This window comes from Roseococcus sp. (assembly GCF_965227005.1).
Lineage (GTDB): Bacteria > Pseudomonadota > Alphaproteobacteria > Acetobacterales > Acetobacteraceae > Roseococcus.
This window is the reverse complement of sequence record NZ_CBDDFJ010000008.1, coordinates 155,375-182,168: the sequence shown is the minus strand read 5'-3', so window position 1 is coordinate 182,168 and position 26,794 is coordinate 155,375. Positions and strand designations below refer to the sequence as shown.

The following is a 26,794-nucleotide window of genomic DNA, read 5'->3' as shown; positions in this document are numbered from 1 at the left end:
CAGCGAGAACTGGCCACTGGTCAGCCCCGCCGGGCGAAGCGCCTCGTCAAACCGGCGCGCCAGCGCCCGCGCCGCCCGCTGCGCCGCGAGGCACAGGCAATGGTCGCGGACATGGATCGTCGTCTGGAAGGGAACCGGCCCGGAATTTGACATGGACCATTTAAGTTGATATCAACTTAATTAGTCAAGGCCAAGCGGCCCAAAATAAAGGAGATGTGCCATGAGCTACGTCCAGGGATTCGTTGTTCCCGTGCCTTCCGCCAGCCAGGAGGCCTATCGCGCCCACGCCGCCAGATACGTGCCGCTGTTCCAGGAATTCGGGGCCGCCCGCGTGGTCCATGCCTGGGGCGACGACGTGCCCGACGGCAAGCTGACCGACCTCAAGGGCGCCGTGCAGGCCAGGCCCGACGAAACCGTCGTCGTGTCCTGGCACGAGTATTCAAGCCAGGACGCCGCCATGGCGGCCTATGGCCGCATGATGTCCGACCCGCGGATGAAGACGCTGATGGAGGCGGGGGCGCCGTTCGACGGCAAGCGCCTGATCTATGGCGGCTTCGCCTCGCTGCGCGACGATGCCCGGGCCGGCGCCGCGCCCTATGTCGATGTCGCCATCATCCCCGTCCCCACCGTCAGCAAGGACGAGTTCGCCGCGCGCTCCGCCACGATGGCGGAGGTGCTGAAGGAACATGGGGCGACGCGCGTGGTGGACGGCTGGGGCGCGAACGTGCCGGACGGCCAGGTCACCGACTTCCGCCGCGCGGTGAAGGCCACGCCGGAGGAGACCATCGTCTATTCCTGGATCGAATGGCCCTCCCGGCAGGTGCGCGACGCCGGCTGGCAGAAGTTCATGGCCGATCCGCGCGTGCAGGGGCAGATGCCCTTCGACGGCAAGCGCATGATCTTCGGCGGCTTCGCCTCGATCCTGGATGCGTGAGCGATGGCGGACATGGGATCGGTCAGAGCGGCGGGATTCTCGGTGTCCCTGGACGGATACGGCGCGGGCCCGGAACAAAGTCTCCGAGATCCCCTGGGGCGGCGGGGGAAGGAGCTCTTCGGCTGGTTCTTCGGGACGAAGACGTTCCAGGCGATGGTCGGCGGGGACGGTGGCTCGGAGGGCGTGGACGAGGCCTTCGCCCACCGCGCGATGGACGGCTTCGGCGCCTTCATCCTCGGCCGGAACATGTTCGGTCCCTTGCGCGGCGCATGGCCGGACGACAGCTGGAAGGGCTGGTGGGGGGACAATCCGCCCTATCACGCGCCGACCTTCATCCTGACGCATCATGCCCGCGCGCCGATCGTGATGGAGGGCGGCACCACCTTCCACTTCGTCACGGACGGCATCCATGCAGCACTCGAGCGCGCGCGCGACGCCGCGGGGTCACGCGACGTCAAGATCGGCGGCGGCGTCTCGACGGTTCGCCAGTATCTCCGGGCCGGCCTGATCGATGAACTGCACCTCGCCTTCCCGCCCGTTCTGCTCGGAAGCGGCGAGGCGATGTTCGAGGGGCTGGATCTCCCTTCCCTGGGCTATCGCGTGACGGAATCCACCGCCACCGATCTCGCGACGCACGTCATGCTCGGCCGGGCGACCACGGCTTAAGCCGCGGCGGCGCCCGTTACGATGAGCGCGACGAGCGTCTCCAGCCGGTCAGCCTCCTCCGGCGGCTTGTCGCGCCGGATCCGCGCGATCCGCGGGAAGCGCAGCGCGACGCCTGATTTGTGGCGCGAGGAATATTGCGCCGCGTCGAACTCCACCTCCAGTACCAGGCCGCGCTCGACCTCGCGCACGGGGCCGAAGCGGTTGGTGGTGTGGTTGCGGATCCACTTGTCGAGCCAGAGCAGCTCCTCGTCGGTATAGCCGGAATAGGCCTTGCCGATGGGCACCAGTTCGTCACCACGCCAGAGCCCGAAGGTATAGTCGGAGTAGAAGCTGCTGCGCTTGCCGTGACCGCGCTGGGCGTACATCAGCACCGCGTCGACCGAGAGCGGGTTGCGCTTCCACTTCCACCACGGCCCCTTGATGCGGCCGGGCGAATAGAGGCTGTCGCCGCGCTTGAGCATCAGCCCCTCGATCGAGGCAGCGCGAGTACCGGCGCGGATTTCCGCCAGCTCCTCCATGGTCGAGAAGGCGATGAGGGGCGAGAGGTCCATCCGCTCCGGTCGAACACGCGCGTACCAGGCTTCGAGACGGGCGCGCCGGATGTCGAAGGGCAGCGCGCGCAGGTCCTCCTCGCCGTCGAAGAGCAGGTCGTAGAGGCGCACAGCCGCCGGATAATCTCGCAGCATTTTGGAGGTTACGACCTTCCGGTTCAATCGCTGCTGCAGGTCGGAGAAAGGCGCCACCTCGCCGTCGCGCACGACCAGCAGCTCGCCATCGGCGACGCCGTGGAAGGTCATGGCTGAAAGGATGTCGGGGAAGGTCGCGGAGATGTCCTCGCCCGAGCGCGACCAGATGCGCGCCCCTCCCGGCCCGGCCGTGAGCTGGACGCGGATGCCATCCCACTTCCATTCCGCGCGCCAGTCGGGCGCGTCGAGGCTGGAAAAATCCTTCTCCTCCAGCGGATGGGCCAGCATCAGCGGCCGGAAGACCGGCAGGCCGCTGAGATCGGGGCGCGGCCCCTGCCCCTCCAGCCAGGCGAAGATGGGCCGATAGGGCGGTGCGACGCCGTGCCACACCTCCTCGATCTCGCCCACCTCCACCTTCCCCCATTCCGCCAGCGCCGTCTTGGCCAGCCGGGCCGAGGCGCCCACGCGCAGCCCGCCCGTCACCAGCTTGATGAGCGCCACGCGCGATCCCGGATCCAGCGCGTCCATCCAGCCGGCGATGACCTGGGGCAGCGCGGCTTTCGGCGCCGTCTCCAGCGTCTCCACCACCTCGGTCAAACTGAGCGGGGGACGGTTGCTGCCCGTCTCCGGCCACATCAACGCGATGGTTTCCGCCAGATCGCCCACATAGTCGTAGCTGAGCGCGAAAAGCGTCGGGTCCGTGCGTTCCGCGATCAATTCGCGCAGGAGGGCGGGCTTGGCCGCGCGGAAGACGAGCTCGCCCGCCAGGGCCGCCAGACCGATGCCGCGATCGGGGTCGCCCTGGGTCGCGAACCATTGCCGCATCAGCGCGAGCTTGGCGTTGCGGCCGGGGGAGAAGACGAGCCCCTCCAGCAACTCGGCGAAGGCGGCGACGCTCATTCGTCCTCCGCTCCCTCTTCGCCCATGCCGACCAGATGCAGCGCCCGGCCCTTGATGCCGCGCATGGCCAGCGCGTGGATCAGCGCCTCCTCGCGCCCATGGGTGATCCAGATCTCGCCGGCCTCGACCTCAGCGCAGGTGGCGAGGAGTTCCGGCCAGTCGGCGTGATCGGAGATGATCATGGGCAGCTCCACCCCGCCCTGGCGCGCCCGCTGCCGCACCCGCATCCAGCCGGAGGCCAGGCACGGCAGCGGGTCGTTGAGCCGGCGCGCCCAGCGCTCGCCGATCTCCGAGGGCGGGGCCAGCACGATGGCGCCGGCGAATTTCTCGCGGCCCTGCACGGTGGCGGGGACCAGCTCGCCGAGATCCACACCCAGCTCCTGGTACAGCCGGCACAGCTTCATCAGCGCGCCGTGCAGCGGGATGGGCGCGTCCCAGCCGGATTGCCGCAGCAGGGCGATCAGCCTTTGCGCCTTGCCCAGCGCATAGCAGCCGATGACATGGGTGCGCTCAGGGAAGAGCCGCACGCTGCGGAGCAGCCGCGCGATCTCCAGCTCGGCCGGGGGATGATGGAAGACCGGCAGCGCGAAGGTGGCCTCGGTGACGAAGACGTCGCAGTGCTCCAGCTCGAAGGGCGCGCAGGTCGGGTCAGGGCGGCGCTTGTAGTCGCCGCTGAAGATGGCGCGCGAGCCCTGCCACTCCATGCAGACCTGCGCGCTGCCCAGCACATGCCCGGCCGGCCGCAGCCAGAGCTTCACGCCATTGACGTGCAGCACCTCGCCATAGCGCAGCGGCTGCTGGCTGTTCCCGGCGCGCTCCACCCCCATGCGCTCGCGCATGATGGCCAGGGTCTCGGAGGTGGCCAGGACGCGGTCATGGCCCGGGCGCGCGTGGTCGCTGTGGCCATGGCTGATCACCGCGCGCTCCACCGGGCGTTGGGGGTCGATGTGGAACCCGCCGGGCTCGCAGAACAGGCCGGACGGCGTCACGCGCAGCCAGGTCTCGGGATGGGGTGGCATCGGGCTCCTTCACGCGGCGCTTCCTGTCGCATATATCTGGGACCGGTATGAGAACATTGCCAGAACTTTTCGCCGGCTGGTTCGCCGGGCGCGGCTGGTCCCCACGCCCCCACCAGCTCGACATGCTGGAGGCCGCGCGGGCCGGGGAATCCGCCTTGCTCATCGCTCCGACGGGCGGCGGCAAGACGCTCGCCGGCTTCCTGCCCTCCCTCATTCAGCTCTACGAATTACCCCGCAAAGGGTTGCACACCCTCTATATTTCGCCGCTCAAGGCCCTGGCGGTGGATATCGCCCGCAACCTCGAAGCGCCCGTCGCCGAGATGGGGCTCGACATCACCATCGAGACCCGCACGGGCGACACGCCCGCCAATCGCCGCGCCCGGCAGCGCCAGAATCCGCCCAATATCCTGCTGACGACGCCCGAAAGCCTGACCCTGCTGCTCGCCTCGCCCGAGGCGGGAAGCTTCTTCGCCGATCTCGCCTGCATCGTGGTGGACGAGGCCCATGCCCTGGCCGGGATCAAGCGCGGCGACCAGCTCTCGCTCTGCCTCTCGAGGCTTTCCGCTTTGGCCCCGGCGAGCCGCCGCGTCGGCCTCTCGGCCACGGTGAACCACCCCGAGGCGCTGCGCGCCTGGCTCTCCCCCACCGCCCGCGCCGAGGACGTGGCCCTGGTCCGCGCCGCGCCGGGCGCGCCGCCCTCGATCGGCGTGCAGTTGCCGGAGGGACGCCTGCCCTGGGGCGGGCATATGGGCCTGGCCTCGGCCCCCGAGATCATGGCGCGCGTCGCCGCCGCCCGCGTTACCATCGTCTTCGTGAACACCCGCGCCCAGGCCGAGCTCGTCTTCGCCGCGCTGTGGAAGCTCAACGAGGAGGCGCTGCCCATCGCGCTTCACCATGGCAGCCTCACCGTGGAGCAGCGCCGCAAGGTCGAGGCCGCGATGGCCGCGGGCAGGCTGCGCGGCGTGGTCGCGACCTCCTCGCTCGACCTCGGCATCGACTGGGGCGATGTGGACCAGGTGATCCAGGTCGGCGCGCCCAAGGGCGTGTCGCGCCTGCTCCAGCGCGTCGGCCGTGCCAATCACCGCATGGACGAGGCCTCGGCCGCCGTGCTGGTGCCCGCCAACCGCTTCGAGGTGATCGAATGCGCCGCCGCCATCGAAAGTGTGGCGGCCGGCGAACTGGACGGCGATCCGCCGCGCCCCGGCGGGCTCGACGTGCTGGCGCAGCACATCCTGGCCATGGCCTGCCACGCGCCCTTCCGTCCCGACGATCTCTATGCCGAGGTGACGCGCGCGGGCGCCTATGCCGGGCTCTCCCGCCGCGACTTCGACGACACGCTGCGCTTCGTGGAGGATGGCGGCTACGCCCTCTCCTCCTATGAACGCTACCGCCGGCTCTTCCGCGATTCCGAGGGGATGATCCATGTGCGAGGCAAGGAGGTCGCGCTGCAGCTGCGCCTCAACCTCGGCACCATCGTCGAGCAGCCGCTGCTGAAGGTGAAGCTGCGCGGCGGGCCGGTTCTGGGCGAGGTGGAGGAGTACTTCCTCTCCACCCTCACCCTCGGGGACACCTTCCTCTTCGCCGGCCAGGTGCTGCGCTTCGAGGGGATGTCCGGCATGGTCGCGCAGGTCTCGCGTGGGGGGACGGGCGAGCCGCGCGTGCCGGCCTATTCCGGCAGCCGCATGCCGCTTTCCACCCATCTGGGCAGCCGCGTGCGCGACATCCTGGCCGATCCCTCGCACTGGGCCCTGCTTCCCCCGAGCGTGCAGGAATGGCTCGACCTGCAACGCCAGATCAGCGAACTGCCGAGCTCCGACGGGCTGCTGGTCGAGACCTTCCCGCGCGGCGGGCGCTGGTACATGGTCGCCTATACCTTCGAGGGGCCGCTGGCGCATCAGACACTCGGCATGCTCGCCACGCGGCGGATGGAGCGCCTGGGCTGGGGGCCGCTCGGCTTCGTCGCGACCGATTATGTGTTGGCGATCTGGTCCGCCTTCGAACCCGCCGATCCCGCCGCGCTCTTCACCGAGGATCTGCTCGGCGAGGAGCTGGAGGAGTGGGTCGCGGAAAGCTCCATGCTTCGCCGCACCTTCCGCAACATCGCCACCATTGCCGGCCTGATCCAGAAGAACCATCCCGATGCCGAGAAATCCCGGAAGCAGATGAGCGTGAATTCAGACCTGATCTACGACGTCCTCCGCCGCCACGAGCCCGATCACGTGCTGCTGCGCGCCACCCGCGCCGAGGCGGCCTGGGGCCTGACCGACGTGGCGCGCATCGGCAGCCTGCTCGCGCGCGCCAAAGGGCATATTCGCCATCGCCGGCTGGACCATGTCTCGCCGCTCGGCGTGCCGGCGCTGCTGGAGATCGGCCACGAACGCGTGTCCGGCGGTGCGGAGGACGCCATGCTGGCCGAGGCCATCGCGCTCGTCGAGGAGGCGACCGAGGGCGCCGACAGCTTCAGCGGACAGCTGGGCCTGGGCGATCTGATCGAGGACCGCCCCGCCGGCCCGCCGATCGACCGCACGCGCAGGCGCCAGCCGCGCCGTGCGCCGAAGGTGGCCGCGCGATGACCGCCGCCCCCCTGCATCTGGGTGGCGAGCGGCTGATGCTCTGCCCGAGCGGTGTGGCGATCTGGCCCGCCAAGCGGACGCTGATCGTCGCGGATCTGCATTTCGAGAAGGGGAGCGCCATGGCCGTCCGCGGCGCGCATGTGCCGCCCTACGACACGCGCGAGACATTGCAGCGCCTGGGCCTGGCCATTCGCCGTCACGCGCCGCGCCGGGTGATCATGCTGGGCGACGCGCTGCATGACGACGCGGCGGTGGCGCGCATGGCGCCGGCCGATCTGGCGTCGCTGCGCCATCTGCTGGAACGGCTGGAGGTCCTCTGGATCGCCGGCAATCACGATCCCAGGCCGCAGCCCAACCTGCCGGGGACCTCCGCGCCGGAATGGAGCGAGGGGCGGCTGCACTTCCGCCACATCGGCGGCGTCGCGCCGCTCGCGCGCTATGAGGCCGAGTTGAGCGGCCATTATCACCCCAAGGCCACGCTGCCGACGCGCATCGGCGGCATCACGCGGCCCTGTTTCCTGTCCACCGCTCAGCGGCTCGTGCTGCCCGCCTTCGGCGCCTTCACCGGCGGTCTCGACGTGATGGACCCCGTGATGACATCGGTAGCGAAGTCGGCCCAGCGCGTCTTCCTGCTTGGCCCCGACAGGCTCCACAGTGCCCCCTTCGAGGCGCTGCGGAACTTGCGCGACCGGGGGATGCCCTCCCCCGTCCTCATCACTGGATGAGCGGGCGATTGACCGGGAGCACGATGCCGTTGCTCGCCAGGATCTGCGGCCCGGCGAGCGAGGCCGGCGGATAGGCATTCGCCCCGCCGACGCCAAAGCCGGCATCGCCGACCAGCACGATCTGGAGCTGGCCGTTCGCCACCTTCGTCACCTGCAGGACATTGCCGTTCTTCGTGCGCAGCTGGACGGGCTGCTCGGAGAAATCGGCGATCGTGTAGCGGCCGGGGACGATGTGCATGTTCACCAGCGCCTGCAGGCGGACCATGTCGCCCTGCTGGCGCTGACCACCCGAGCCGCCGGTGCTCGGTGCGAGGTTCTCGCGCAAGGCGGCGGGGATCATGTCCACTGCCGGATCGGGCAGCGCGAAGAGGGTGAAGGGCCCCGCGCCCCGCAGCTGGTCGACGGCGCCGGCGAGGCTGGCATATTCCAGGAAGCTGTTGAATCCGCCGGCCGCGGCCAGGGAATCGATAACATTGGTCTGGGGGATGACGCTTCCGCCGGCCACGACGGGCGCATTGCTCACGCCTTGGGCGAGCAGGGGGAGCGGGATCGCGGCGGCGGCAACGGCGCCGAGAAGAACATGGCGGCGTGAGGTCATGAGGGGAGCCTTTCTTGGGGGGGAGGCCGCATCGAGGCGACTATGCGAGTGCAACGCAGCCATGAATTTCCGGTTGCACATCACGGCTTTGCGCCGTCGACACAAAACCCCCACATTGCTGAAATGACTGCCCCCACACTGTTCTGGTTCCGTCAGGATCTACGTCTCTCCGACAATCCCGGCCTCGATGCGCTCGGCGATCGGCCGGCACTGCTTGTTTTCGTGCTGGACGATTCCGCGGCCGGCGCCTGGGCGCTCGGCGGCGCGCAACGCTGGTGGCTGCACCATTCGCTGGCCGCGCTGGAGGCCTCGCTGCGCGACCGCGGCACGGTGCTCCATCTGGCGCACGGCGACGCCACGTGGATCATCCCGGAGCTGGCGGAGCGCATCGGCGCGGCGGAGGTGATCGCCGGCCGGCTTTACGAACCCTGGGCCCGCCGGCGCGACTCCGCCATTGCCGACGCGCTGGAAAAGGTCGGGCGCAAGCTCGTGCTGCACACCCATTCGCTGCTGCACGAGCCGCACCGCATCCGCACCGGCACGGGGAAGCCCTATTCCGTCTACACGCCCTTCTCGCGCGCGATCTTCGGACTGGGCGAGCCACATCCGCCGATCCCCGCGCCGAAGCGCCTCACCCCCGTCGCGCAGGCGCCCGAGGGCGTGACGCTCGACGCCCTTGAGCTACTGCCCCGCGCGCCGGAGCCGGATTGGTGGCGCGAATTCCCCCGTCACTGGACGCCCGGCGAGGCCGGTGCCGCGCGCCGCATCGAGGAGTTCGGCCGCCGCGCCATCGACCGCTACGACGACAGCCGCAACACCCCCGGCATCGACGGCACTTCCCGCCTCAGCCCGCATCTGCGCTTCGGCGAGATCAGCCCGCGCCAGGTCTGGTACGCGGCGCGCGAGGCGGGGCTGGGAGGCGAGGCCACCTTCCTCAAGGAGGTGCTCTGGCGCGAATTCTCCTACCACACGCTCTGGCACCGCCCGGACATGCCCGAGCAGCCACTGCGCGAGGAATTCGCCCGCTTCCCCTGGCAGGTCTCCAAGCCGGCGCTGACGGCATGGCAGCGCGGCCTCACCGGCTATCCCATCGTCGATGCCGGCATGCGCCAGCTTTGGCGCATGGGCTGGATGCACAACCGCGTGCGCATGATCGCCGCCTCCTTCCTGGTGAAGCACCTGCTGCATCCCTGGCAGGAGGGCGAGGCCTGGTTCTGGGACACGCTGGTGGACGGCGACCTCGCGAACAACGCGGCCTCCTGGCAATGGGTCGCGGGTTCGGGCGCGGATGCCTCGCCCTATTTCCGCGTCTTCAACCCGATGCTCCAAAGCGAGAAATTCGACGCCGACGGCGCCTATATCCGCGAATGGGTACCCGAGCTCGCCGGGCTTCCCACCCAGCACATCCACAAGCCCTGGGAAGCGCCGGCGGCGGTGCTGGCCCGGGCCGGCGTCACCCTCGGCCGCGACTATCCGCGCCCCATCATCGAGCATGGCGAGGGCCGCGCCCGCGCGCTCGCCGCCTATGCGTCGCTGCGTGCGGAGGGCGACGCAGCGTGACGACCACCGCCGCCGATCTCCGCCGCCGGGGCTTCAAGGGACTGCGCGTGGTGGGCGACGTGCATGGCGAGGCGGACGCGCTCGAAGCCGCCATCATCGGCGCCTGCGATGCCGACCTCTTCCTCATCCAGCTCGGCGACCTCACGGATTACGGGCCGGATTCCCCGGGCGTGCTGCGCGACGTCTTCTCGCTGCTGGACGCGCAGGCGGGGATGTTCATCCTCGGCAATCACGACCACAAGCTGCGCCGCGCGCTCATGGGCAACCGCGTCCGCAGCCCCGTCGAGGCGACGCCGCGCACACTGGAGCAGCTGGAGGCCGCAACCGACGGCGCCGAGCTGACCGAGCGCGCCATCACGGAGATCGGCCATGCTCCGGCCTGGCTGCGGATCGGCTCCTGGCTCTTCGTCCATGCCGCCTTCCATCCCGGCATGCTCTACGAGGCGGCCCCGCGCGAGGCCGGCACGCGCCGGCCGGACAACATCGTCTCGCGCGCCCTCTTCGGCCAGGTGACGGGCCGCACCCAGGGCGACGGTTACCCTGAGCGGCTGCTGCACTGGGTGGATTCCATCCCCGCGGGCCTCACCGTCTATTGCGGCCACGACCAGCGCTCTACGGACGGCCGCCCCCTGCCGGTCCACGGGCGCGCCGGCGGCGAGGCGGTGTTCATGGACACCGGCTCGGGCAAGGGCGGCCATCTCTCCTGGACGGATCTGCCCTTTCCCTGAGCCGCGGCTACAGCAGCCCCTCGCGGCGGAAGCTCGTATGGCGGCCGTTGCCCAGGATCAGATGGTCATGCACCACGATCTCCAGCACGGCCGCCGCGTCCTGGATCTGGCGCGTCATCTCCAGGTCGGCGCGGCTCGGCGTGGGATCGCCCGAGGGGTGGTTGTGCACCAGGATGATCGCCGTGGCGTGCAGTTCCAGGGCGCGCTTCACCACCTCGCGCGGATAGACCGGCGCGTGGTTCACCGTGCCGCGGGCCTGCGCCTCGTCGGCGATGAGGCGGTTCCTGGGATCGAGGAAGAGCACGCGGAACTGCTCGACCTTCTCGCGCGCCAGCGCCGCGTTGAGATAGTCGATCAGCCGCTCCCAGTTGTTGAGCACCGGCTGTTCGGTGATCTCCGCCTGCATCATCCGCAGGGCCGCCGCCTGCACCAGCTTCAGCGCCGAGACGCTGTGCGGGCCGAGGCCATGGCTCTCCATCAGCTTGCCGGCGGGGGCGGCCATCACCCGGGCGAAGCTGCCATGCTCTTTGATGAGGCGCTTGGCCAGCGGCTTGGTGTCGCCGTTCTTGAAGGCGAAGAAAAGCAGCATCTCCAGCAGCTCGTAATCGGCGAGCGCGTCGGGACCGCGATCGAGAAGCTTCTCGCGCATGCGCCCGCGATGGCCCTCAGGGCCGGTGGAGAAGAAGGCGCGCGGCTCGGGCGGATGTTCGGCCTCGCCGGACATCGGCGGTCCGACCTGCGACGGCGCCTGAAACGGCGCGGCGCTTTCGGCGAAGCCCCGCACCCCATAATGGGGGGCGGGCCGCTGCGGATCCGGGGCAATCTCTTCCCGCCGGCCGGCCTTCCTGAACCAGTCCACGCGAAGTTCTCCCGCGTCTCCTCAGCTATCGTTAGCCTTCCTTCATCAAATATCAAAGGAAGATTGAACATGAAATCGCAAGTAATACGCGATCGATACCGCTAATACCCGTGCAGGGCCCGCCAGATCTTCTCCGGCGTCGCCGGCATGGTGACCTCCGCTCCCACGGCATCGCGCAGCGCCGCCATGATCGCCTGGGGGGCCGCGATGCAGCCCGCCTGCCCCGTCCCCTTCACCCCGAGCCCATTGGCCTCGGTCGGCATGTCCTCGCGCAGATGGATCTCCAGATCCGGCAGGTCGGAGGCGCGCGGCATCGCATAATCCATGAAGCCCGCCGAGAGTAGCTGCGCGCTTTCGGCATCATAGGCGATGCGCTCCATCAGCGCCTGGCCGATCCCCTGCACCACCCCGCCCTGGACCTGGCCGCGCGCCAGCATCGGGTTCAGCAGCCGGCCGTAATCGTCGACGGCGATATAGGAGAGCAGCCGGATCTCGCCCGTCTCGGGATCGAGCTCCACCTCCGCCGCGTGGGCGCCGTTGGGGAAGGTCACGAGGTCGAGCGCATGGGCCGCCTCGCCTTCCAGCGCGCCCTCTTCCGTGGCGAGCTCCGCCAGGGTCAGCCCGCGTCCGTCGGCGAGCCCGAAGCGGCCCTGGGCATAATGCAACGCCTCGGGCGTGGCCTGCAGCAACCGCGCCGCGACGCTGCGGGCCTGGGCGAGCAGCGCGCCCGCCGCGAGGCGCATGGCCTCGCCCCCCATATGCAGGCTGCGCGCCCCGCCATGGCCATTGCCGCGCGGGATGCGTCCCGTATCGGCCTGGACGTAGCGGATGCGCTCCATCGGGATATCGAGCAGATGGGCGATGTATTGCGGGAAGCTCGTCTCGTGCCCCTGCCCGTTCGACTGCGTGCCGATCGCGAGCTCGACGAGGCCATCCCCGTCCACGCGCAGGCGCGACCACTCGCCCGGCGCGCCACGCGCCGTCTCGAGGAAACAGGTGAGGCCGAAGCCGCGCCGCCTGCCCTGGGCAGCGCTCGCTTCGCGACGGGCGGCAAAGCCCGCGCGATCGGACAGGCGCGCGCATTCCTCGAGCCGGGCGGCGAAATCGCCGTCGCGGATCTCCATGCCGAAGGCGGTGCGATGGGGCAATCGGGTGATGAGGTTCTTCGCGCGCAGTTCCTGCGCGTCCATGCCGGTCTGCGCCGCCGCCTTCTCGATCAGGGTCTCGATGATGAAGTTGGCTTCCGGCTTGCCGGCGCCGCGATAGGCCTCCATCGGCGCGGTGTTGCTGAAGGCGCCGCGCACGGTGAAATGAATCGCGGGGATCGCGTAGCAGCCGCCCATGGCGGTGGCGGCCGCATTGGTCGGGCAATGCGGGCCGACGGGGGAGAGGTAGGCACCGCATTCGGCGACCGAATCCACCTCCAGCGCGAGAAAGCGGCCCTCGCCATCGAGCGCGAGCCGCGCCTGGGCATGCAGGCCCCGTCCATGGGCGGCGGCCGAGAAATCCTCGGCCATGGCGGCCTTCCAGCGGACCGGCCGGCCCAGCAGGCGCGCCGCGTGCAGCAGCGGCAGATGCTCGGGGAAGGCGACATTCTTCACGCCGAAGCCGCCGCCGATATCGGGTGCCACCAGGCGCAGCGCCTCGGGCGCGATCCCCATGGCGGTGCAGATCTGGTCGCGGATACCGTGCAGGCCCTGGCCGTTGCAGTGCAAGGTGAGCTGCCCTTCCTCCACCAGCGCCAGCGCCGCGCGGGTCTCGATGGGCGCGCAGGCCACGCGCTGATTGGGGATGGTGGCGCGCACCACCGTGGCGGCGGTGGCGAAGGCGGCCTTCACGGCCTCGGCCTCGCCCTTGCGCCAGAGGAAGGCGAGGTTGCCCGGCGCCTCCTCGTGCAGCTGCGGCGCGCCCGGCTGCAGCGCGGCATGCGGGCAGCTCACCGCGTCGAGCGGCGCGTAATCGACCTCGATGCACTCGGCGGCGTCCTGGGCCTGGAGCGCGGTCTCGGCGAGGACGCAGGCCACGGGCTGGCCGACATGGCGCACCGCATCCGTCGCCAGTCCGGGCCGCGGCGGGACGATCAGCGGCTTCTCCGCCGCCAGAACGGAGGTGCAGGGCAGGCTGCCGATGCCCGCCGCCACGAGATCCGCCCCCGTCAGGATCAGCCGCACGCCGGGCATCACGCGGGCCGCAGAGGCGTCGATGGAGCGAAGGCGCGCATGGGCATGCGGGCTACGCAGGAACACGGCGTGGAGTGTGCCGGGCGCCATGTCGCGGTCATCGACATATCGCCCGCGCCCGGTCAGGAAACGCTCATCCTCAAGGCGGCGAATGGATTGCCCGAACATGCCCGTCTCCGAAATGCGAGGTTAGGTTTAGGCGGCCTGCCGCGCCGCGCCTAGCGAGCCGTGCGGCCGGAATCGGCCAGGCCGAACAACCCGCGCAGGAAGCCCGGCGTCAGGGCGGCGAGCGGGTTCACCGAGACCTCCGCATTGTCGGCCGGTCCCTGGGCGCGGAAGGTGGCCGCGAAGACGCCCCCGCCCTGCTCGGGGCTGAAGAGCCGGCCCACCAGCGGCAGGTTCCCCAGCAGCGTGTTGAAGACATAGGCCGGCACGATGGTGCCATCGAGATCCAGGATGGTGGGACGCTCGCGCAGGATGCGCCCGCGCGCCGTCAGGCCCAGCGAGGCCGAGAAGGCCCGCGCATCATTGATCCGCAGCAGCTCGGGCGTGAGGGTGAAGGGCACCACCGCGCGGCTGAACACCAGCCCGCGCTGCATCGCCTCCACCACGCCGAAGAGCGTCATCGCCTGCAGGATCTTGCCCAGGGTCGGCGCGTTGCGGATGGTGAAGTTGTCGAGCTCCGCCGTACCGGTCAGCGGCGCGCCGCGGCCCGCGCGCTCATATTGCGCGTCCAGCGTGAGCCGCCCGCCCTCGATGGTCTCGACGACGCCGAAGGCGCGCAGCAGGCCGCCGCCATCCTCGGCCGTGCCGCGCAGCTGCCGCGCCTGGCCTCGCGGCGTCATGGTCAATTCGAAATTGCCGGCGCTGCGCGAGGTCCGCCCACGCAGGCTGGCCTCGCGCATCACGCCGGCGGCATCGAGCCGCCCGCGCGACTGGGTGGCGTAGAGCTCGCGATCGGGCCCCAGCATCACGCGGTCGAAGCGCAGGTCGAGGGCGAGCGGCGTCTGGCTTTCCGACGGCGCCTCCGCCGGCTCGCCGGCCGAGCGCGCCGCCCCGCCCGAGACCTGATCGGGCGAACCGAAGAGCGAGCGCAGGTCCAGCACCGGGCCGCGCAGCGTGACGTTCCAGGGCTGGCCGGGGGCGGTGGGGGCGCGCGCATCGCCGGTGAGCCGGCTCGCACCGAAGCTGGTCTCCTGCAGCTCCACCCGCTCGACCCGCCCCTGGCGCGTCGTGGCGCGGGCGCGCAGCGCGAGTTCCAATGCCTCGATGCGGATATTGTCGATGGCGGTGAGCCGTTCGCCCTGCATGCGGAAGACGGCCTCCGCGCTGCCCGGGCTGCCCGGCGCCTTCATCCAGCCGAGCGGGGCGAAGGCCAGGGTCGCATCCCGCAGATCCCCGCGCAGATTGACCGTGCCGAGCCCGTTGCGCCGTCGCTCGCTGCGGACCTCGAAGTTCACCGGGCCGCGCAGCAGGCCCTCGGTGTCGAAGCCGATCATCGCGAAGCGCTCGGCGTCACCGCGGCCGGTCACGGTCTCGCGGCTCACCACCTGGGTGGCGGGGCCGGACCGGAAATCCATCTCGACGCCCAGGCGCAGGGGCACGCCGACCATGCTCCCCGTTCCCGTGATGCGCAGCTGCTCGGTATCCGCCACCAGCTCGATATTTGCCTCCTCAAGGTCGCGCTCGAAGAGCAGGCGCGTGAGGCGGGCATTGGCCGCCCGCGCCTCCGCGCGCAGCCGGACCTGCTCGGCCTGGAGGTGGGCGACGAGCGGGAAGGCGATGGTGAGCCGGCCCTCGAAGGTGCCGGCCGCGATGGTCGCCGGAAAGGGCTTGCGGTCGAAGAGATGCAGCCGGGGATGGCGCACGACGTTCACGACATCGGCCAGCGGCCCGGCCAGGTTGAAGGACATCTCCGTGCGGTCCTGCGCGCCCTCGGGGAAGAGGAAGCGCAACGTGCCCTCGCGGACCTCCAGCGGGCCCGGCTGGCCCGCCGCGTTCTCCTGGCGGCCGGCGGCCACCCGCACCTCGATCGCGTCGAGGCCGAAGGTGGCATAGCCCGAGGCGTTGCGCGCGGGCGGGATCGGCCGCAGCCAGTGCACCGTCGCGCCCTGCACCTCGATCCGTCCGGTGAGGCCCTTGACCGCGAAGCCGGTGTAGTCGTCGCCCAGCTCGGCCGCCATCTGCCAGCGCCCCGCACTGGCCTCGCCGGCCGTGATGTTCTCGACCATCCAGGCGCGGGCCTCCGCGGCGAGGCCTTGCGGCCAGAGCCGCGACAGGTCGGCGAAGCGGGCACGGTCGAGCTCCAGGCTGAGATCGCCGCGCCAGCGCCCCTCGCGCAGCGCCGCCTCGCCCATGGCCCGGATCGTGCTGGCATAGGCGCCGGCCCCCGGGGGCGTGGGCAGGCGCAGGGCGAAATTCTCCACACGCAGCGAATCCGGGCGCAGCTCGGCCGCCAGATCGATGGTCTCGACGGTCAGCTGCGGCCCGTTCGGCGAAACGAGCAGCGCATTCGCCAGCACCGCCTCGATCCGCGCCACTGGCAGGCGCCATTGCGTGAGGCTGGGATCCGCGGCGAGGCTGAGCCGCAGCATGGCGTCGCGCACGGCGCCGCGCGGGGCCGCCCGCCGCAGCGCGGCCCTCGTCTCGGGCGCGAGGCCCTCCGGCCAGAGATCGGGGAGCTCCCCGAGGTCGAGGCGCGAGAGGTTGGCGCGCAGGTCGCCCGCCCAGCCCTCCGCGCCCAGGGCAAGCTGGCCGGAGGCCTCCAGCGTCACGTGCCCCTGGCCCGGCAGTTCCAGCCGCGCCTGATCCAGCGAGACCTGGGTGCGGTTGCCCTCGAGGCTCGCCGAAAGGCGCGCGAAGGGCAGCGCGGCGCCGCCGTTCAGCACCAGATTGCCGCCTTCGGGCGCCTGGATGTCGAGTCCGCCGCGCAGGGGGCGGCCGTCCTTGTCGAATTCGGCGCGCGCCTGGATCGCCACGGGCGCGTCGAGGATCGCGAGCGGCGCCAGCGGCGGCAGGATCGCCGCGAGCTCGGAGGGGCGCAGCACCGGCAGGTCGACGCGCAGCGAGAAGCGCAGGGGATCGCCCTGGGCGCGGCCGCGCAGATGCACGGGCAGGTCCACCCCGCCCATGCGCATCACCGCCTCGCCATCGGCCTCGATGCCGCCCTCGGGCAGGCGGCGCAGCTCGATCTGCGTGTCGTTCAGCGACCAGTCGCGGCCCAGGAAGCGATCCTGCACCGTCACCTGTCCGCCGACGATGCGGATGCGTGTCAGCGAGGTGTGCATCGCCCGGTCCTGGGCGGGCTCCATCAGGTCGGAGAGGATATGGTCGGCGGGTTGCTCGGACTCGCCGGCGCTGGGGGGCCCGGCGCTGCCCAAGTCCAGCGAGAGGCCGCCCTCCTCGTCGCGCACCAAGGCGAGGTTGGGCCGCCGCAGCTCGATCGTGGCCGGCGCCACCAGGCCCTGGAGCAGCGAGGCGAAGGAGAGCGTGACCGCCGCCTCCGGCAGCGTGACCTGCGCCCGCCCCGTCGCATCCCGCAGCGTGACGCCGAGAAGGCGGATGTCGAGCGGGGCGGCGGTGCCGCGCCAGCCCTCCCAGGCGATGGCGGCGTGCTCGATGCCGATTCGCATGGCGCCGTCGGGCTGGTTGACCGCGCGCTCGATCTGCCGGGCGATCATGCTCCACTCGATCGGCCCCTGGGAGAGGCGGATGACCAGCGCGCCGACGGCGAGCCCGCCCAAAAGGGGAATGGCCAGCAGGAGGCCGCAGCACCAGCCCGCGATGCGCGGAAGGTGGGCCCGGCGGCGCGGCGGCGAAGGCGGGGGTTGACCCTGGCTCACCCGCGGTTCTCCTCTGCGGCATGACGCCGTTCCAAGATTCCGAAGCCGTTCAACGCCTGCGCGACCGCCTCGCCACCGGCAATGCGGGCCAGCAGGCCCTGCTGGCCCGCCCCGATGCCGCGCCCCTGCTGGAGCTGATGGGAGCGCACAGCTCCTACCTCGCCGATCTGTGCTGGGCCGAGCCCGCGGCCCTGGTACGCCTGCTCGAACGCGGGCCGGAAGAGGCGATGCAGCTCGCGCTCGACCCGCTGACCAAGGCCGATCCGACCGCGGCGCGCGACGTGGTGGCGAGCCTGCTGCGCCGCTCCAAGCGGCAGGGCGCGCTGGTGGTGGCCGCCGCCGACCTCTCCGGCGCCTGGGGCCTGGACCGCGTGACCCAGGCGCTGAGCGACCTGGCGGACCTCTCCATCGAATTCGCCTGCGCCCATCTGCTGCTGGACGCCGCGCGGCGGGGTCAGATCAACCTGCCCCGGACGAAGGGCGAGCCCCGACAGATCACGAAAGGCTCCGGCCTCATCGTGCTGGGCATGGGGAAACTCGGCGGTCGGGAGCTGAACTACTCCTCGGATGTCGATCTGCTGCTGCTTCATGATCCTGATTCGCCTTCGTATCACGAAGATCACGGCGCGGCTCCCTATGTCCGGCTCGCGCGCGATCTCGTTCGCCTGATGGAGGAACGGACGGTCGAGGGCTATGTCTTCCGCACCGACCTGCGCCTGCGCCCCGATCCGGCGGCGACGCCGCTCTGCGTCAGCGTTCCCATGGCGCTCTCCTATTATGAGAGCCTCGGCCAGAACTGGGAGCGCGCGGCGATGATCAAGGCGCGGCCCGTCGCGGGCGACCGCGCGGCCGGCGACGCCTTCCTGCGCGAGCTGCGGCCCTTCGTCTGGCGCCGGCACCTGGATTTCGCGGCCGTGGCCGACATCCATTCCATCAAGCGCCAGATCCATCGCCACAAGGGCGAGAAGGGCGCGGGCGGACAGATCGCGGTGGCGGGGCACGACGTGAAGCTCGGCGCGGGCGGCATCCGCGAGATCGAGTTCACGGTCCAGGTGCTGGAGCTGATCTGGGGCGGGCGCGATCCTGCCCTGCGCGACCCCACGACGCTGGGGGGCCTGGCCGCCCTGGCCGCGGCCGGCAAGCTGGACCGCCGCGCCGCGGCCGATCTGGCCGATGCCTATGTCTTCCTGCGCAACACCGAGCACCGGCTGCAGATGGTGGCCGACCGCCAGACCCATCGCCTGCCCGAGAAGCCGGAGGACCTGGCCCGCATCGCCAGCTTCATGGGCTATGCCGACACCGACGCCTTCGCCGAGGCGCTGACCGCGCATCAGCGCCGGGTGCAGGGCCATTACAACCGGCTCTTCGAGGCCTCGCCCAAGCTCACCTCCTCCGAAAGCTCGGGCAACCTCGTCTTCACCGGGGTGGAGGACGACCCCGACACGATGGCGACCCTGCGCGGCATGGGCTTTCGCGACCCCGGCTCGGTCGCCGCCATGGTGCGCAGCTGGCATCACGGCCGCCCGCGCGCCATGCGCAGCGAGCGCGCGCGCGAGCTGATGACCGAGCTGATGCCGGCTTTGCTCAACGCCTTCGCCCGCCAGCGCGAGCCCGACGCCGCCCTGGCGCGCTTCGACATGGTGCTGCAGCGCATGGCGGCAGGGGTGCAATGGCTGTCCATGCTGCACCGCAATCCGCGCCTGCTGCTGCGGCTGGCGGGGCTGCTCGGCGCCGCGCCGCAATTCGCCGACCATATGGCGCGCCATCCCTCCGCGCTGGAGGGGCTGCTGGCCGGCAGCTACGCCGCGCCCGGCGAGAAGCCCCTCGCCGCCCTGCCCGCCTTGATGCGCGAGGCGCGCGACGTGGAGGAGGCGCTGGACGCCACCCGCGGCCTCGTGACCGAACATCTGTTCGAGGTGGATGCGGCCGAGCTGGAAGGCCGGATCGACAGCGACACCTCCGGCGAGCAGCGCAGCGCGATCGCCGATGCGGCCATCTCGGCCCTCATGCCGGCCGTCCAGGCCGATTTCGTGCGCCGCTTCGGCAAGGTGGCGGGCGGCGGGCTCTGCGTGGTGGCCCTGGGCAAGCTGGGCGGGCAGGAGATGCTGCCGGGCTCGGATCTCGACCTCATCTTCATCTACGACCACGAGCCGGGCGCCGAGGCCAGCGAGGGCGGAGCGCGCAGCCTCGCACCCTCCGAATACTTCATCCGCCTCTCGCAGCAGATCGTGACGGCGCTGATCTCGCCCGGGCGCCACGGCCCCGTCTTCGAGGTCGATATGCGGCTGCGCCCCTCGGGCAATAAGGGCCCGCTCGCGACGCGCCTCTCGGCCTTCTCGCGCTACCACGCCGAGGAGGCCTGGACCTGGGAGCGCATGGCGCTGACCCGCGCGCGGGTGGTGGCCGGGCCCGCCGCGCTCTCGCGCCAGGTCGCTGCCGCGGTGGAGGCGGCGCTGTGCGCCCCGGCCGATCAGGCGAAGATCTTCGCCGATGCCGCCTCCATGCGTGGGCGCATGCTGCGGGAATTGCCCGCCGACGGCCCATGGGACCTCAAGGGCATGGCGGGCGGGCTGGTCGAGGTGGAGTTCATCGCCCAGGCGATGACGGTCGCCCATGCCGCGCGCCATCCCCGCCTGCTGCGCCGCACGACGCGGCTGGTTCTGGCCGAGCTCGGCCGCGAGGGCCTGCTGGACGAGCGCGAGGCGGCCACGCTCATCCAGGCCGAGCGGCTGTGGCGCTCGCTTCTGGCGCTGATGCGGCTGACCGTGGGCAAATGGCGCGAGACGGGGCTGCCGATCACCGTGGAGGAGGCGCTGCGCCTCGGCGCGGGGACGCTGGTGCACCAGGAGGTGCGCGACCTCGCGGAGCTGCGCGCGGTGATGACGGCGCATGCGGCCACCGTGCGGGCCGGCTTCGAGCAGCATCTGGGCCAGCTGATCAACTGACCGCCCGGCGGGCCGACCGATCCATTTCCGGAACAATCTGCCTCGGAATGGTGACAATTCGGCCAGGATCTTGCCCAGGCATGGATGCAGGATGACGTCCTGGATATCCAGAGGAGGAAACCATGCGTGGATTATTCGTGGCGGCCGCCCTCGGTCTCGGGCTGATCGCCGGCGGCGCCGGCGCGGCGCCCGTCCTCGGCGCGGCCCCGGCGGTGACGGCGGCTTCGGCCCTCGAGGTGCAGTACCGGCATCCCGGGCATCATCGCCCGCACTATCGGCCGCCGCCGCCCCGGCATTATTATGCGCCGCCGCCGCGCCATCATGGGTACCGGCCGCCGCATCATCACTACGGCCACCGGCCGCCCCCGCATCGTCACTACGGCCACCGGCCGCCCCGCCACTACGGCTGGCGGTAGAGCCTAGCGCCGGCGGGCCACCCCGTCGGCGACCAGGTTGCAGCCGAGCACGGTGAGCAGGATCGCCAGGCCGGGCCAGAGCGCGGTCAGCGGGGCCTGGAAGACCAGCTCCTGCGCATTGGCCAGCATATTGCCCCAGGAGGGCGCGGGCGGCGCGATGCCCAGGCCGAGGAAGCTCAGAACGCTCTCGGCCAGCACCGCCCCGCCCACGGCCAGCGCCGTCGCGATGGCGATGGGCGCGGCCAGTTGCGGCAGGACGTGGCGCCCCATCACGCGCATTTCGCTCACGCCCATCGCGCGCGCGGCCCGCACGAAGTCCCGCGCCAGGACCGACAGCGCGGTCGCGCGCACCAGCCGCGCGACCCCGACCCAGCCGAAGGCCGCGAGCAGGCCGGCGATGCGCAGCATATCGGCCGCCGCCTCGCCCCGCGGTAGCCCGACCACGGCGGGGTCGAGCGCGGCCAGGATCACCAGCAGCGGCAAGGCCGGCAGCGCGAGCATGCCGTCGGCGAGGCGCATGAGCGCGGCGTCGATCCACCCCCCGCTCCAGGCGGCCAGCAGCCCCGCGACGGTGCCGATCGCCGTCGCCGCCAGGGCCGCCATCAGCCCCACCACCAGCGAGACGCGCGCGCCATAGAGCAGTCGCAGGAGCATGTCGCGGCCGAGATCGTCCGTGCCGAGGGGATGCAGGGCCGAGGGCGATTCGAAGCGCGTGAAGAGGTCCGGCAGGAAGGGATCGTGGCCCAGCCAGCCGGCGGCCAGTGGCGCGGCGATCGCGGCCAGCACGAGGGCGAGCAGCAGGGCGAAGCCCGTCCTCATGCCTCCACCCGCGGATCCAGCCAGCGCTGCGCGAGATCGGCGACCAGGGTCGCCAGCATGGTCACGATCGCGACCACCAGCAGCGCCAGCAAGGCGAGGTTGAAGTCGTTGCCCATCACCGCGTCGTAGATGAGCTTGCCCATGCCCGGGCGCGCGAAGATCGTCTCGGTGATCAGCGCGCCCGACACCAGCGAGCCGGCATCCAGCGCCACCAGCGTCAGCAGCGGCACGCCGGCATTGGGCAAGGCGTGGCGCCAGAGGATCCGGGCCTCGCCGGCGCCCTGGGCGCGGGCCGTGCGGATATGCGGCTCGGCCATCGCGCCGGTCAAAGCGGAGGCGGCGTGGCGCGCGTAGCTGGCCAGATGCGCGAAGCTGAGCGTGGCGACGGGCAGGATCAGGAAGCTCCAGCCTCCCCCCTCGCCCCCGGACTGCTCATCGGACGGGGTGCCACCGGCGGGAAGCCAGCCGAGCTGCACGGCGAAGAGAATGATCAGCATCAGCCCCAGCCAGAAGGACGGAACGGCCTGAGCGAGAAGCGCCAGCCCCTGCACGCCCGGTGCCAGACGCGGCCGCAGCGCCGCCAGCGCGCCCAGGCCGACGCCGACCAGGACGGCGAGGGTCAGCGCCAGCCCCAGCAGCTGCAGCGAGCTCAGCAGCGCCGGTCCCAGCAGCTGCGCCACCGGCTGCGCGAAGAGCCGCGAATGCCCGAACTGGCCCTGCAGCACGGCCCCCGCCCAGGCGAGGTAGCGCGCCATCATCGGCTGATCGAGCCCATGCAGCGCGCGCAGCCGCGCCGCGTCCTCGGAGGTGAGGCGCGGGTCGCCGGCGATGGCGAGGTCGATCGGGTCGCCCGGCATCAGCGCGATGAGCAGGAAGGCGCAGAGCGAGAGGATCGCGGCGGTGACCGCGATCTGCACGAGGCGCGAGAGGATGAGGCGGGTCACGGCATCAACGCACCCGCCACTCCTCGGCCCAGAGGGACGAGAAATTGAGGTGGCCCGTCGGCCGGACACCCTCCAGCCAGCTCGGCCAGACATGGGCGTCCTGGCGGAACCACAGCGGCAGGGAGGGCAGTTCCTCGGCATAGATGGCCTGGAGGCGGTGCCAGAGCGCGCGGCGCTTCTCGCGGTCCAGCTCGATGGGCAGGGCCTCCAGCAGCGCATCCATCTCCGCGTTGCGGAATCCCGGATAGTTCTGGCCGGACCAGTTGCGCGCGACGGTCGGGATCTCCTCCGAATGCAGCGTGGTGCGCGGCACGCCCTCGGGCGAGGAGATCCAGGCATAGAGCGCCGCGCCCCCGAAGCGGCGATGGGACATGGTCTCGCCGAAGAAGACGCGCGGCGGCTCGTTGCGGATGCGCGCCTCCACGCCGATCTGGCGCCATTGCGCCTGGATCACCTGCTGCACCGCCTCGCGCGAGCGGTTGCCGGCCGTGGTCATGAGCTCGAAGGTCAGCCGCTCGCCGGCGGCGTTGCGCCGGATGCCGTCGGGGCCCGGACGCCAGCCGGCCTCCTCCAGCATCGCGGCGGCGCGGCGGGCGTCATAGGGCCAGGCCTGGACATCGGGATCGCTCGGCCAGTCGAGCGGGTTCACGTTGGAATTGGCGACCGTCTGCCGGCCCTCGAAGAGCCGGGCGACGATCTGCGCGCGGTCCAGGCCGATCAGCAGCGCCTGGCGGACCCGGCGGTCGGCGAAGATGGGCAGGTCGAGGTTCAGGTCGAGATGCTCGTAGATCAGGCCGGGACGGTATTCCACGCGAAAGCGCGCACCCGTGCGGCGCGCCAGGGCGACCGCCTGCTCGATGGGCAGGCCGAGCTCGCCGGCGATCATGTCGATCTGGCCGGCGAGGAGCTGGGCCTCCAGGGCCGGCGTGCTCTCCACGGCGCGGATCACGATGCGGCGGAAGGCGGGGGCCGCGCCGTCCCACTGCGCGTTGCGCTCCAGCGTGATGGCCGAGCCGGGTTGTACCTGGACGATGCGATAGGGCCCGTTCCAGAGGCCGGGCGTCGCCGGCTGCGTGTCGTAGAGGGTGCGCGTGCGATAGCTGCGCGGATCGGACCGCCAGAGCTCGCGCTCGAGATGGGCCGGAAGGGGCGCGAAATCGCCGAGGCTGGCGAATTCGAAGGTCACGCGGTCGAAGCGCAGGGTGAAGGTGCGGGCGTCCTCGGCGATGAACTCATAGGCCGAGCGGTAGAATTCAGCCGGGCCGATGCCGGTCGCGGGCTCACGCCCGGCCTCATAGGCGAAGCGGAGATCCTCGGTGGTGATGGGCGTGCCGTCGCCCCAGCGGCTTCCCTCGCGCAGGCGCCAGGTGACGCGGATGCCGGCCTTGCCCTCGGGCGTGGTTTCCAGACGCGCGAGGCCGTTCTCCAGCGTCGGCAGCGTCTCGCACAACAGGCAGACGAGCTTCCATTCGACGTCATAGGCCGTCACGGGGCGGCGCGCGAAGCCCAGCGTATAGGCCTTCGCGACCATGCTCTCGATATTGGGATGCAGCGTGGAGGGGTATTGCGTGACGCCGATGGTCAAGGTGTCGCGCGGCTGGGCCAGTGCGGGAAGCGCCCAGACCAGGCTCAGAAACAGAAAGCGGGCGAACATGCCGAACTCCAGGCCATAGGCACCCATGGTGGCCCGGCCCAGGTGGTAGGGGCAACCTTCCCTCGAAGGTCAGCCCCCCGGGTCGATCGGCTCATCTTCGGCTTCATGGGAGCTCCGTCGCGTGGTGATACCCAACCAGCACGCAACGGAGGGAAATCGCTCTCCTCAGGCCACCTTGTTCTTATGGGCCAGCGCCTCTTCGAGGCTGCCCACGCCGCCATGGGCGCGGCTCCAGGCCACCGGATCCTCCAGGAACTTGCGCACGCCGGTCAGCGAGGCTTCCGGGAAGTAGGACTTCTCGCGGCAGACCTCGAGCACGTCCCACCAGGTGGCGAGGTGATGCAGCGTGAGGTCCATGGCCTTCATCTGCTCGAAGCTGCCGGGGAAGACGCCGTAGTAGAACACCACGAAGGTGTGCGCGCATTTCGCGCCGGCCTCGCGCAGCGCCTCGGCGAAGCGGATCTTGCTGGCGCCGTCGGTGGTGAGGTCCTCGACGAGCAGCGTCTCCTTGCCCACCGGCACGTCGCCCTCGATGAGCGCGTTGCGGCCGAAGCCCTTGGGCTTCTTGCGCACATAGGCCATCGGCAGGTTCATGCGGTCGGCGATCCAGGAGGCGAAGGGAATGCCCGCCGTCTCGCCGCCGGCGATGCTCTCGATCGTCTCGAAGCCGATCGCGCGGTTGATCTTCTCGACGCCCAGATCGCTGATCCGCGTCCGTGCGCGCGGATAGGAGATGATCTTGCGGCAATCGATATAGACGGGGCTCTTCCAGCCGGAGGTGAGGGTATAGGGTTCCTCGGGGCGGAAATTCACCGCCTTGATCTCCAGCAGGATGCGCGCCGTGGTCAGGGCCGCGTCCTGATCCCAATCCGAGGCGTGATGGCCACTCATTCTTCCGCTCCGACACAAACGCCGTTTCCTACCCCCCGGAACCTCTTCCGTCCATGACGGTCTGGGTTCTGGAAGACCCGCGCGCGGGGACGGCCGCGCAGGCGCTGGGCATCGCCGAGCGTCTGGGCCTGCCCTTCCGCCGGATTCCGCTGCGCTTCGGCCCCTGGGCCAAGCTGCCTTGGCCCTGGGCGACCCTGGCCGGACTCGCGAACCGCTCATCCATCGCCCCGCCCTGGCCAGAGCTGGTCATCTCCGCCGGGCGCCGCGCGGCCCCCGTGTCGCGCTGGCTGCGGGCGCGTGGCGTGCGGACGGTCCACGCCATGCGGCCCGGATTCGGCGCCCATGATTTCGACCTGCTGGTGATCGGCGCGCATGACGCGCCCGCCCGGGCCGACAACGTGATGGTCATCCAGGGCGCCGCCCACAGGCTGACGCCCGGGACGCTGGCCGCCGCCCCCGCCCAATTCCCCGAACTCGCCGCCCTGCCCGCGCCGCGCGTGGCCTTGCTGCTCGGCGGGCCGGTACGGGCCGAGAACATGGCGCCCGAGGTGGCCGCGGAAATCGCGCGCCAGGCCGCCGGGCTGGGGGCGAGCGTCATGGCCACCGCCTCGCGCCGCACCGGCGTAACCGCCAGCGAGGCCGTGGCGAAAAGCCTTTCCGGCACGCCCCATCACCTGCATCGATGGGGGGGCGCCGATCCGAACCCCTTCCTGGCGATGCTGGCCTTGGCGCAACGCATCGTCGTCACGGGGGATTCCATCTCCATGCTCTCCGAGGCCCTGATGACGACAGCCCCGCTCCTCATCGCCGATCCCGGCGGCCTCGGCCCCCGGCACCGCGCCATGGCCGATGGGCTGATCGCGGCCGGCCTCGCCGCACGGCTGGGCGAGGCCCTGCCCCCACCGCGCGAGGCCCTGGACGAGACGGGCCGCATCGTCGCCGAGATCCATGCGCGCGGGCTGGTCCGGTGAGGCCGCCGCGCGCCGGGCGGGCGCCAGCCACCCCGACGATCCCCGACTGGGTGCTCTGGCGCGAGCGCAACGGCCGGCTCTCGCCGCTGCGCATCGTGGCGCTGGCGATCCTGATCCTGCCCCTCTTCTTCATCCTGGCCGATGCCTGGCGGGCCAATCTCGGCCCCGAGCCCCTGAACGCCGTGATGCATGAGACGGGGCGCTGGTCGATCCGGTTCCTGATCGCGAGCCTCGCCATCACCCCGGCCGGGCGCATCCTCGCCTGGCCGCGGCTTTATCAGATCCGCCGCATGGTCGGGCTCGGCGCGCTGGCCTGGGTGCTGCTGCACCTGACGCTTTACGTCGCCGACCAGAACTGGGTGGTGACGACCGCCCTCCTCGAGATCGCCAAGCGCTTCTACCTCACCATCGGCTTCGTCGCGGTCGCGGGGCTTTGCGTGCTGGGCTGGACCTCCACCGACGGCTGGATGAAGCGCCTCGGCCGGCGCTGGAAGCGGCTGCACCGGCTGATCTTCCCCATCATCCTGCTGGCCATGCTGCACGCCTTCATCCAGGCCAAATCCGATGTCGGGCAGGAGAGCCTGCTGACCGGAATCCTGCTCTGGCTGCTGCTGTGGCGGCTGGTGCCGGCGCGGTGGCAATCCAGCCTGCCGGCGCTGGCCGCGCTCACCGTCGTCGCCTTCCTCGCCTCGGTCGGCATCGAATACGCTTGGTACGCTTTGGCCACGAACCTGCCGGCCTCGCGCGTCGCGGCCGCGAATTTCGATCTGACCTTCGGGCCGCGCCCGGCCGCCTGGGCGACGATCGGGATGGCCGGCTTCGTGCTGCTCGCCGCCGCGCGGCAACTTGTCCAAAAACTGCGCGGGGCGTAACTCGAATTCCAT

Annotated in this window: 20 protein-coding genes; 10 read left to right on the top strand and 10 right to left on the bottom strand. The window is 71.0% G+C overall.

Annotated features, from left to right (window positions below):
* The first annotated feature begins 220 nt into the window (after window positions 1-220).
* Entirely contained in the window at window positions 221-934 is a 714-nt protein-coding gene (locus tag ACO057_RS04370) for a DUF1428 domain-containing protein (protein ID WP_421989130.1), read from the top strand.
* A 42-nt stretch (window positions 935-976) separates the two neighbouring features.
* The gene (locus tag ACO057_RS04365; RefSeq protein ID WP_421989129.1) at window positions 977-1,600 is read left to right on the top strand and encodes a dihydrofolate reductase family protein; all 624 of its coding nucleotides are present in this window, start codon (window positions 977-979) and stop codon (window positions 1,598-1,600) included.
* On the opposite strand, the gene ACO057_RS04360 is transcribed toward ACO057_RS04365, so the two are convergent.
* Window positions 1,597-3,186 carry a cisplatin damage response ATP-dependent DNA ligase gene (locus tag ACO057_RS04360; protein ID WP_421989128.1) on the bottom strand — a complete coding sequence of 530 codons (1,590 nt, stop codon included), beginning with the start codon at window positions 3,184-3,186 and terminating at the stop codon, window positions 1,597-1,599. The genes ACO057_RS04365 and ACO057_RS04360 overlap by 4 nt on opposite strands.
* Complete coding sequence (locus ACO057_RS04355; RefSeq protein ID WP_421989127.1) at window positions 3,183-4,205, bottom strand: ligase-associated DNA damage response exonuclease; 1,023 nt, start codon at window positions 4,203-4,205, stop codon at window positions 3,183-3,185. The genes ACO057_RS04360 and ACO057_RS04355 overlap by 4 nt, the downstream gene beginning before the upstream one ends.
* A gap of 47 nt (window positions 4,206-4,252) precedes the next feature.
* Here ACO057_RS04355 and ACO057_RS04350 point away from each other — a divergent pair, with 47 nt between their 5' ends.
* Both ACO057_RS04350 and pdeM read left to right on the top strand, forming a co-directional pair.
* Window positions 4,253-6,778, top strand: a complete 2,526-nt coding sequence (locus ACO057_RS04350; protein WP_421989126.1) for a ligase-associated DNA damage response DEXH box helicase — start codon at window positions 4,253-4,255, stop codon at window positions 6,776-6,778.
* Entirely contained in the window at window positions 6,775-7,503 is a 729-nt protein-coding gene (pdeM, locus tag ACO057_RS04345; protein ID WP_421989125.1) for a ligase-associated DNA damage response endonuclease PdeM, read from the top strand. The genes ACO057_RS04350 and pdeM overlap by 4 nt, the downstream gene beginning before the upstream one ends.
* Here pdeM and ACO057_RS04340 read toward each other — a convergent pair.
* Window positions 7,493-8,101 carry a fasciclin domain-containing protein gene (locus ACO057_RS04340; RefSeq protein ID WP_421989124.1) on the bottom strand — a complete coding sequence of 203 codons (609 nt, stop codon included), beginning with the start codon at window positions 8,099-8,101 and terminating at the stop codon, window positions 7,493-7,495. The two genes, pdeM and ACO057_RS04340, sit on opposite strands and share 11 nt — an antisense overlap.
* 123 nt (window positions 8,102-8,224) lie before the next feature.
* Here ACO057_RS04340 and ACO057_RS04335 point away from each other — a divergent pair, with 123 nt between their 5' ends.
* Window positions 8,225-9,661, top strand: a complete 1,437-nt coding sequence (locus ACO057_RS04335) for a cryptochrome/photolyase family protein (protein WP_421989123.1) — start codon at window positions 8,225-8,227, stop codon at window positions 9,659-9,661.
* Entirely contained in the window at window positions 9,658-10,389 is a 732-nt protein-coding gene (locus ACO057_RS04330; RefSeq protein ID WP_421989122.1) for a metallophosphoesterase, read from the top strand. Before ACO057_RS04335 ends, ACO057_RS04330 begins: the two co-directional genes overlap by 4 nt.
* Before the next feature lie 7 nt (window positions 10,390-10,396).
* Here the strand turns inward: ACO057_RS04330 and radC are convergent, their stop codons facing one another.
* The 3 genes from radC to ACO057_RS04315 form a co-directional block, all read right to left on the bottom strand.
* Window positions 10,397-11,113, bottom strand: coding sequence for a RadC family protein (gene radC / locus ACO057_RS04325; protein ID WP_421989135.1), 717 nt, complete (start codon window positions 11,111-11,113; stop codon window positions 10,397-10,399).
* A gap of 236 nt (window positions 11,114-11,349) precedes the next feature.
* Complete coding sequence (locus tag ACO057_RS04320; RefSeq protein ID WP_421989121.1) at window positions 11,350-13,596, bottom strand: xanthine dehydrogenase family protein molybdopterin-binding subunit; 2,247 nt, start codon at window positions 13,594-13,596, stop codon at window positions 11,350-11,352.
* A 50-nt stretch (window positions 13,597-13,646) separates the two neighbouring features.
* On the bottom strand, window positions 13,647-17,270 hold the full coding sequence (locus tag ACO057_RS04315) for a hypothetical protein (RefSeq protein ID WP_421989120.1): 3,624 nt from the start codon (window positions 17,268-17,270) through the stop codon (window positions 13,647-13,649).
* Between the two features lie 20 nt (window positions 17,271-17,290).
* Between ACO057_RS04315 and ACO057_RS04310 the strand changes: the two genes are divergently transcribed.
* Together ACO057_RS04310 and ACO057_RS04305 are read left to right on the top strand one after the other, a co-directional pair.
* On the top strand, window positions 17,291-20,215 hold the full coding sequence (locus ACO057_RS04310) for a bifunctional [glutamine synthetase] adenylyltransferase/[glutamine synthetase]-adenylyl-L-tyrosine phosphorylase (protein WP_421989119.1): 2,925 nt from the start codon (window positions 17,291-17,293) through the stop codon (window positions 20,213-20,215).
* A gap of 122 nt (window positions 20,216-20,337) precedes the next feature.
* Complete coding sequence (locus ACO057_RS04305; RefSeq protein WP_421989118.1) at window positions 20,338-20,631, top strand: hypothetical protein; 294 nt, start codon at window positions 20,338-20,340, stop codon at window positions 20,629-20,631.
* A gap of 3 nt (window positions 20,632-20,634) precedes the next feature.
* On the opposite strand, the gene ACO057_RS04300 is transcribed toward ACO057_RS04305, so the two are convergent.
* The 4 genes from ACO057_RS04300 to ACO057_RS04285 form a co-directional block, all read right to left on the bottom strand.
* Complete coding sequence (locus ACO057_RS04300; protein ID WP_421989117.1) at window positions 20,635-21,450, bottom strand: ABC transporter permease; 816 nt, start codon at window positions 21,448-21,450, stop codon at window positions 20,635-20,637.
* A complete protein-coding gene (locus tag ACO057_RS04295; RefSeq protein ID WP_421989116.1) occupies window positions 21,447-22,394 on the bottom strand; it encodes an ABC transporter permease in 948 nt (315 codons plus the stop codon). Before ACO057_RS04295 ends, ACO057_RS04300 begins: the two co-directional genes overlap by 4 nt.
* A 4-nt stretch (window positions 22,395-22,398) precedes the next feature.
* Complete coding sequence (locus ACO057_RS04290; protein WP_421989115.1) at window positions 22,399-24,048, bottom strand: peptide ABC transporter substrate-binding protein; 1,650 nt, start codon at window positions 24,046-24,048, stop codon at window positions 22,399-22,401.
* Window positions 24,049-24,213: 165 nt separating this feature from the next.
* Window positions 24,214-24,939: an orotate phosphoribosyltransferase gene (locus tag ACO057_RS04285; protein WP_421989114.1), complete on the bottom strand. Its 726-nt coding sequence runs from the start codon at window positions 24,937-24,939 to the stop codon at window positions 24,214-24,216.
* Between the two features lie 53 nt (window positions 24,940-24,992).
* Here ACO057_RS04285 and ACO057_RS04280 point away from each other — a divergent pair, with 53 nt between their 5' ends.
* Complete coding sequence (locus ACO057_RS04280; protein WP_421989113.1) at window positions 24,993-25,910, top strand: mitochondrial fission ELM1 family protein; 918 nt, start codon at window positions 24,993-24,995, stop codon at window positions 25,908-25,910.
* Complete coding sequence (locus ACO057_RS04275) at window positions 25,907-26,782, top strand: sulfite oxidase heme-binding subunit YedZ (protein ID WP_421989112.1); 876 nt, start codon at window positions 25,907-25,909, stop codon at window positions 26,780-26,782. Before ACO057_RS04280 ends, ACO057_RS04275 begins: the two co-directional genes overlap by 4 nt.
* Window positions 26,783-26,794 lie beyond the last annotated feature (12 nt).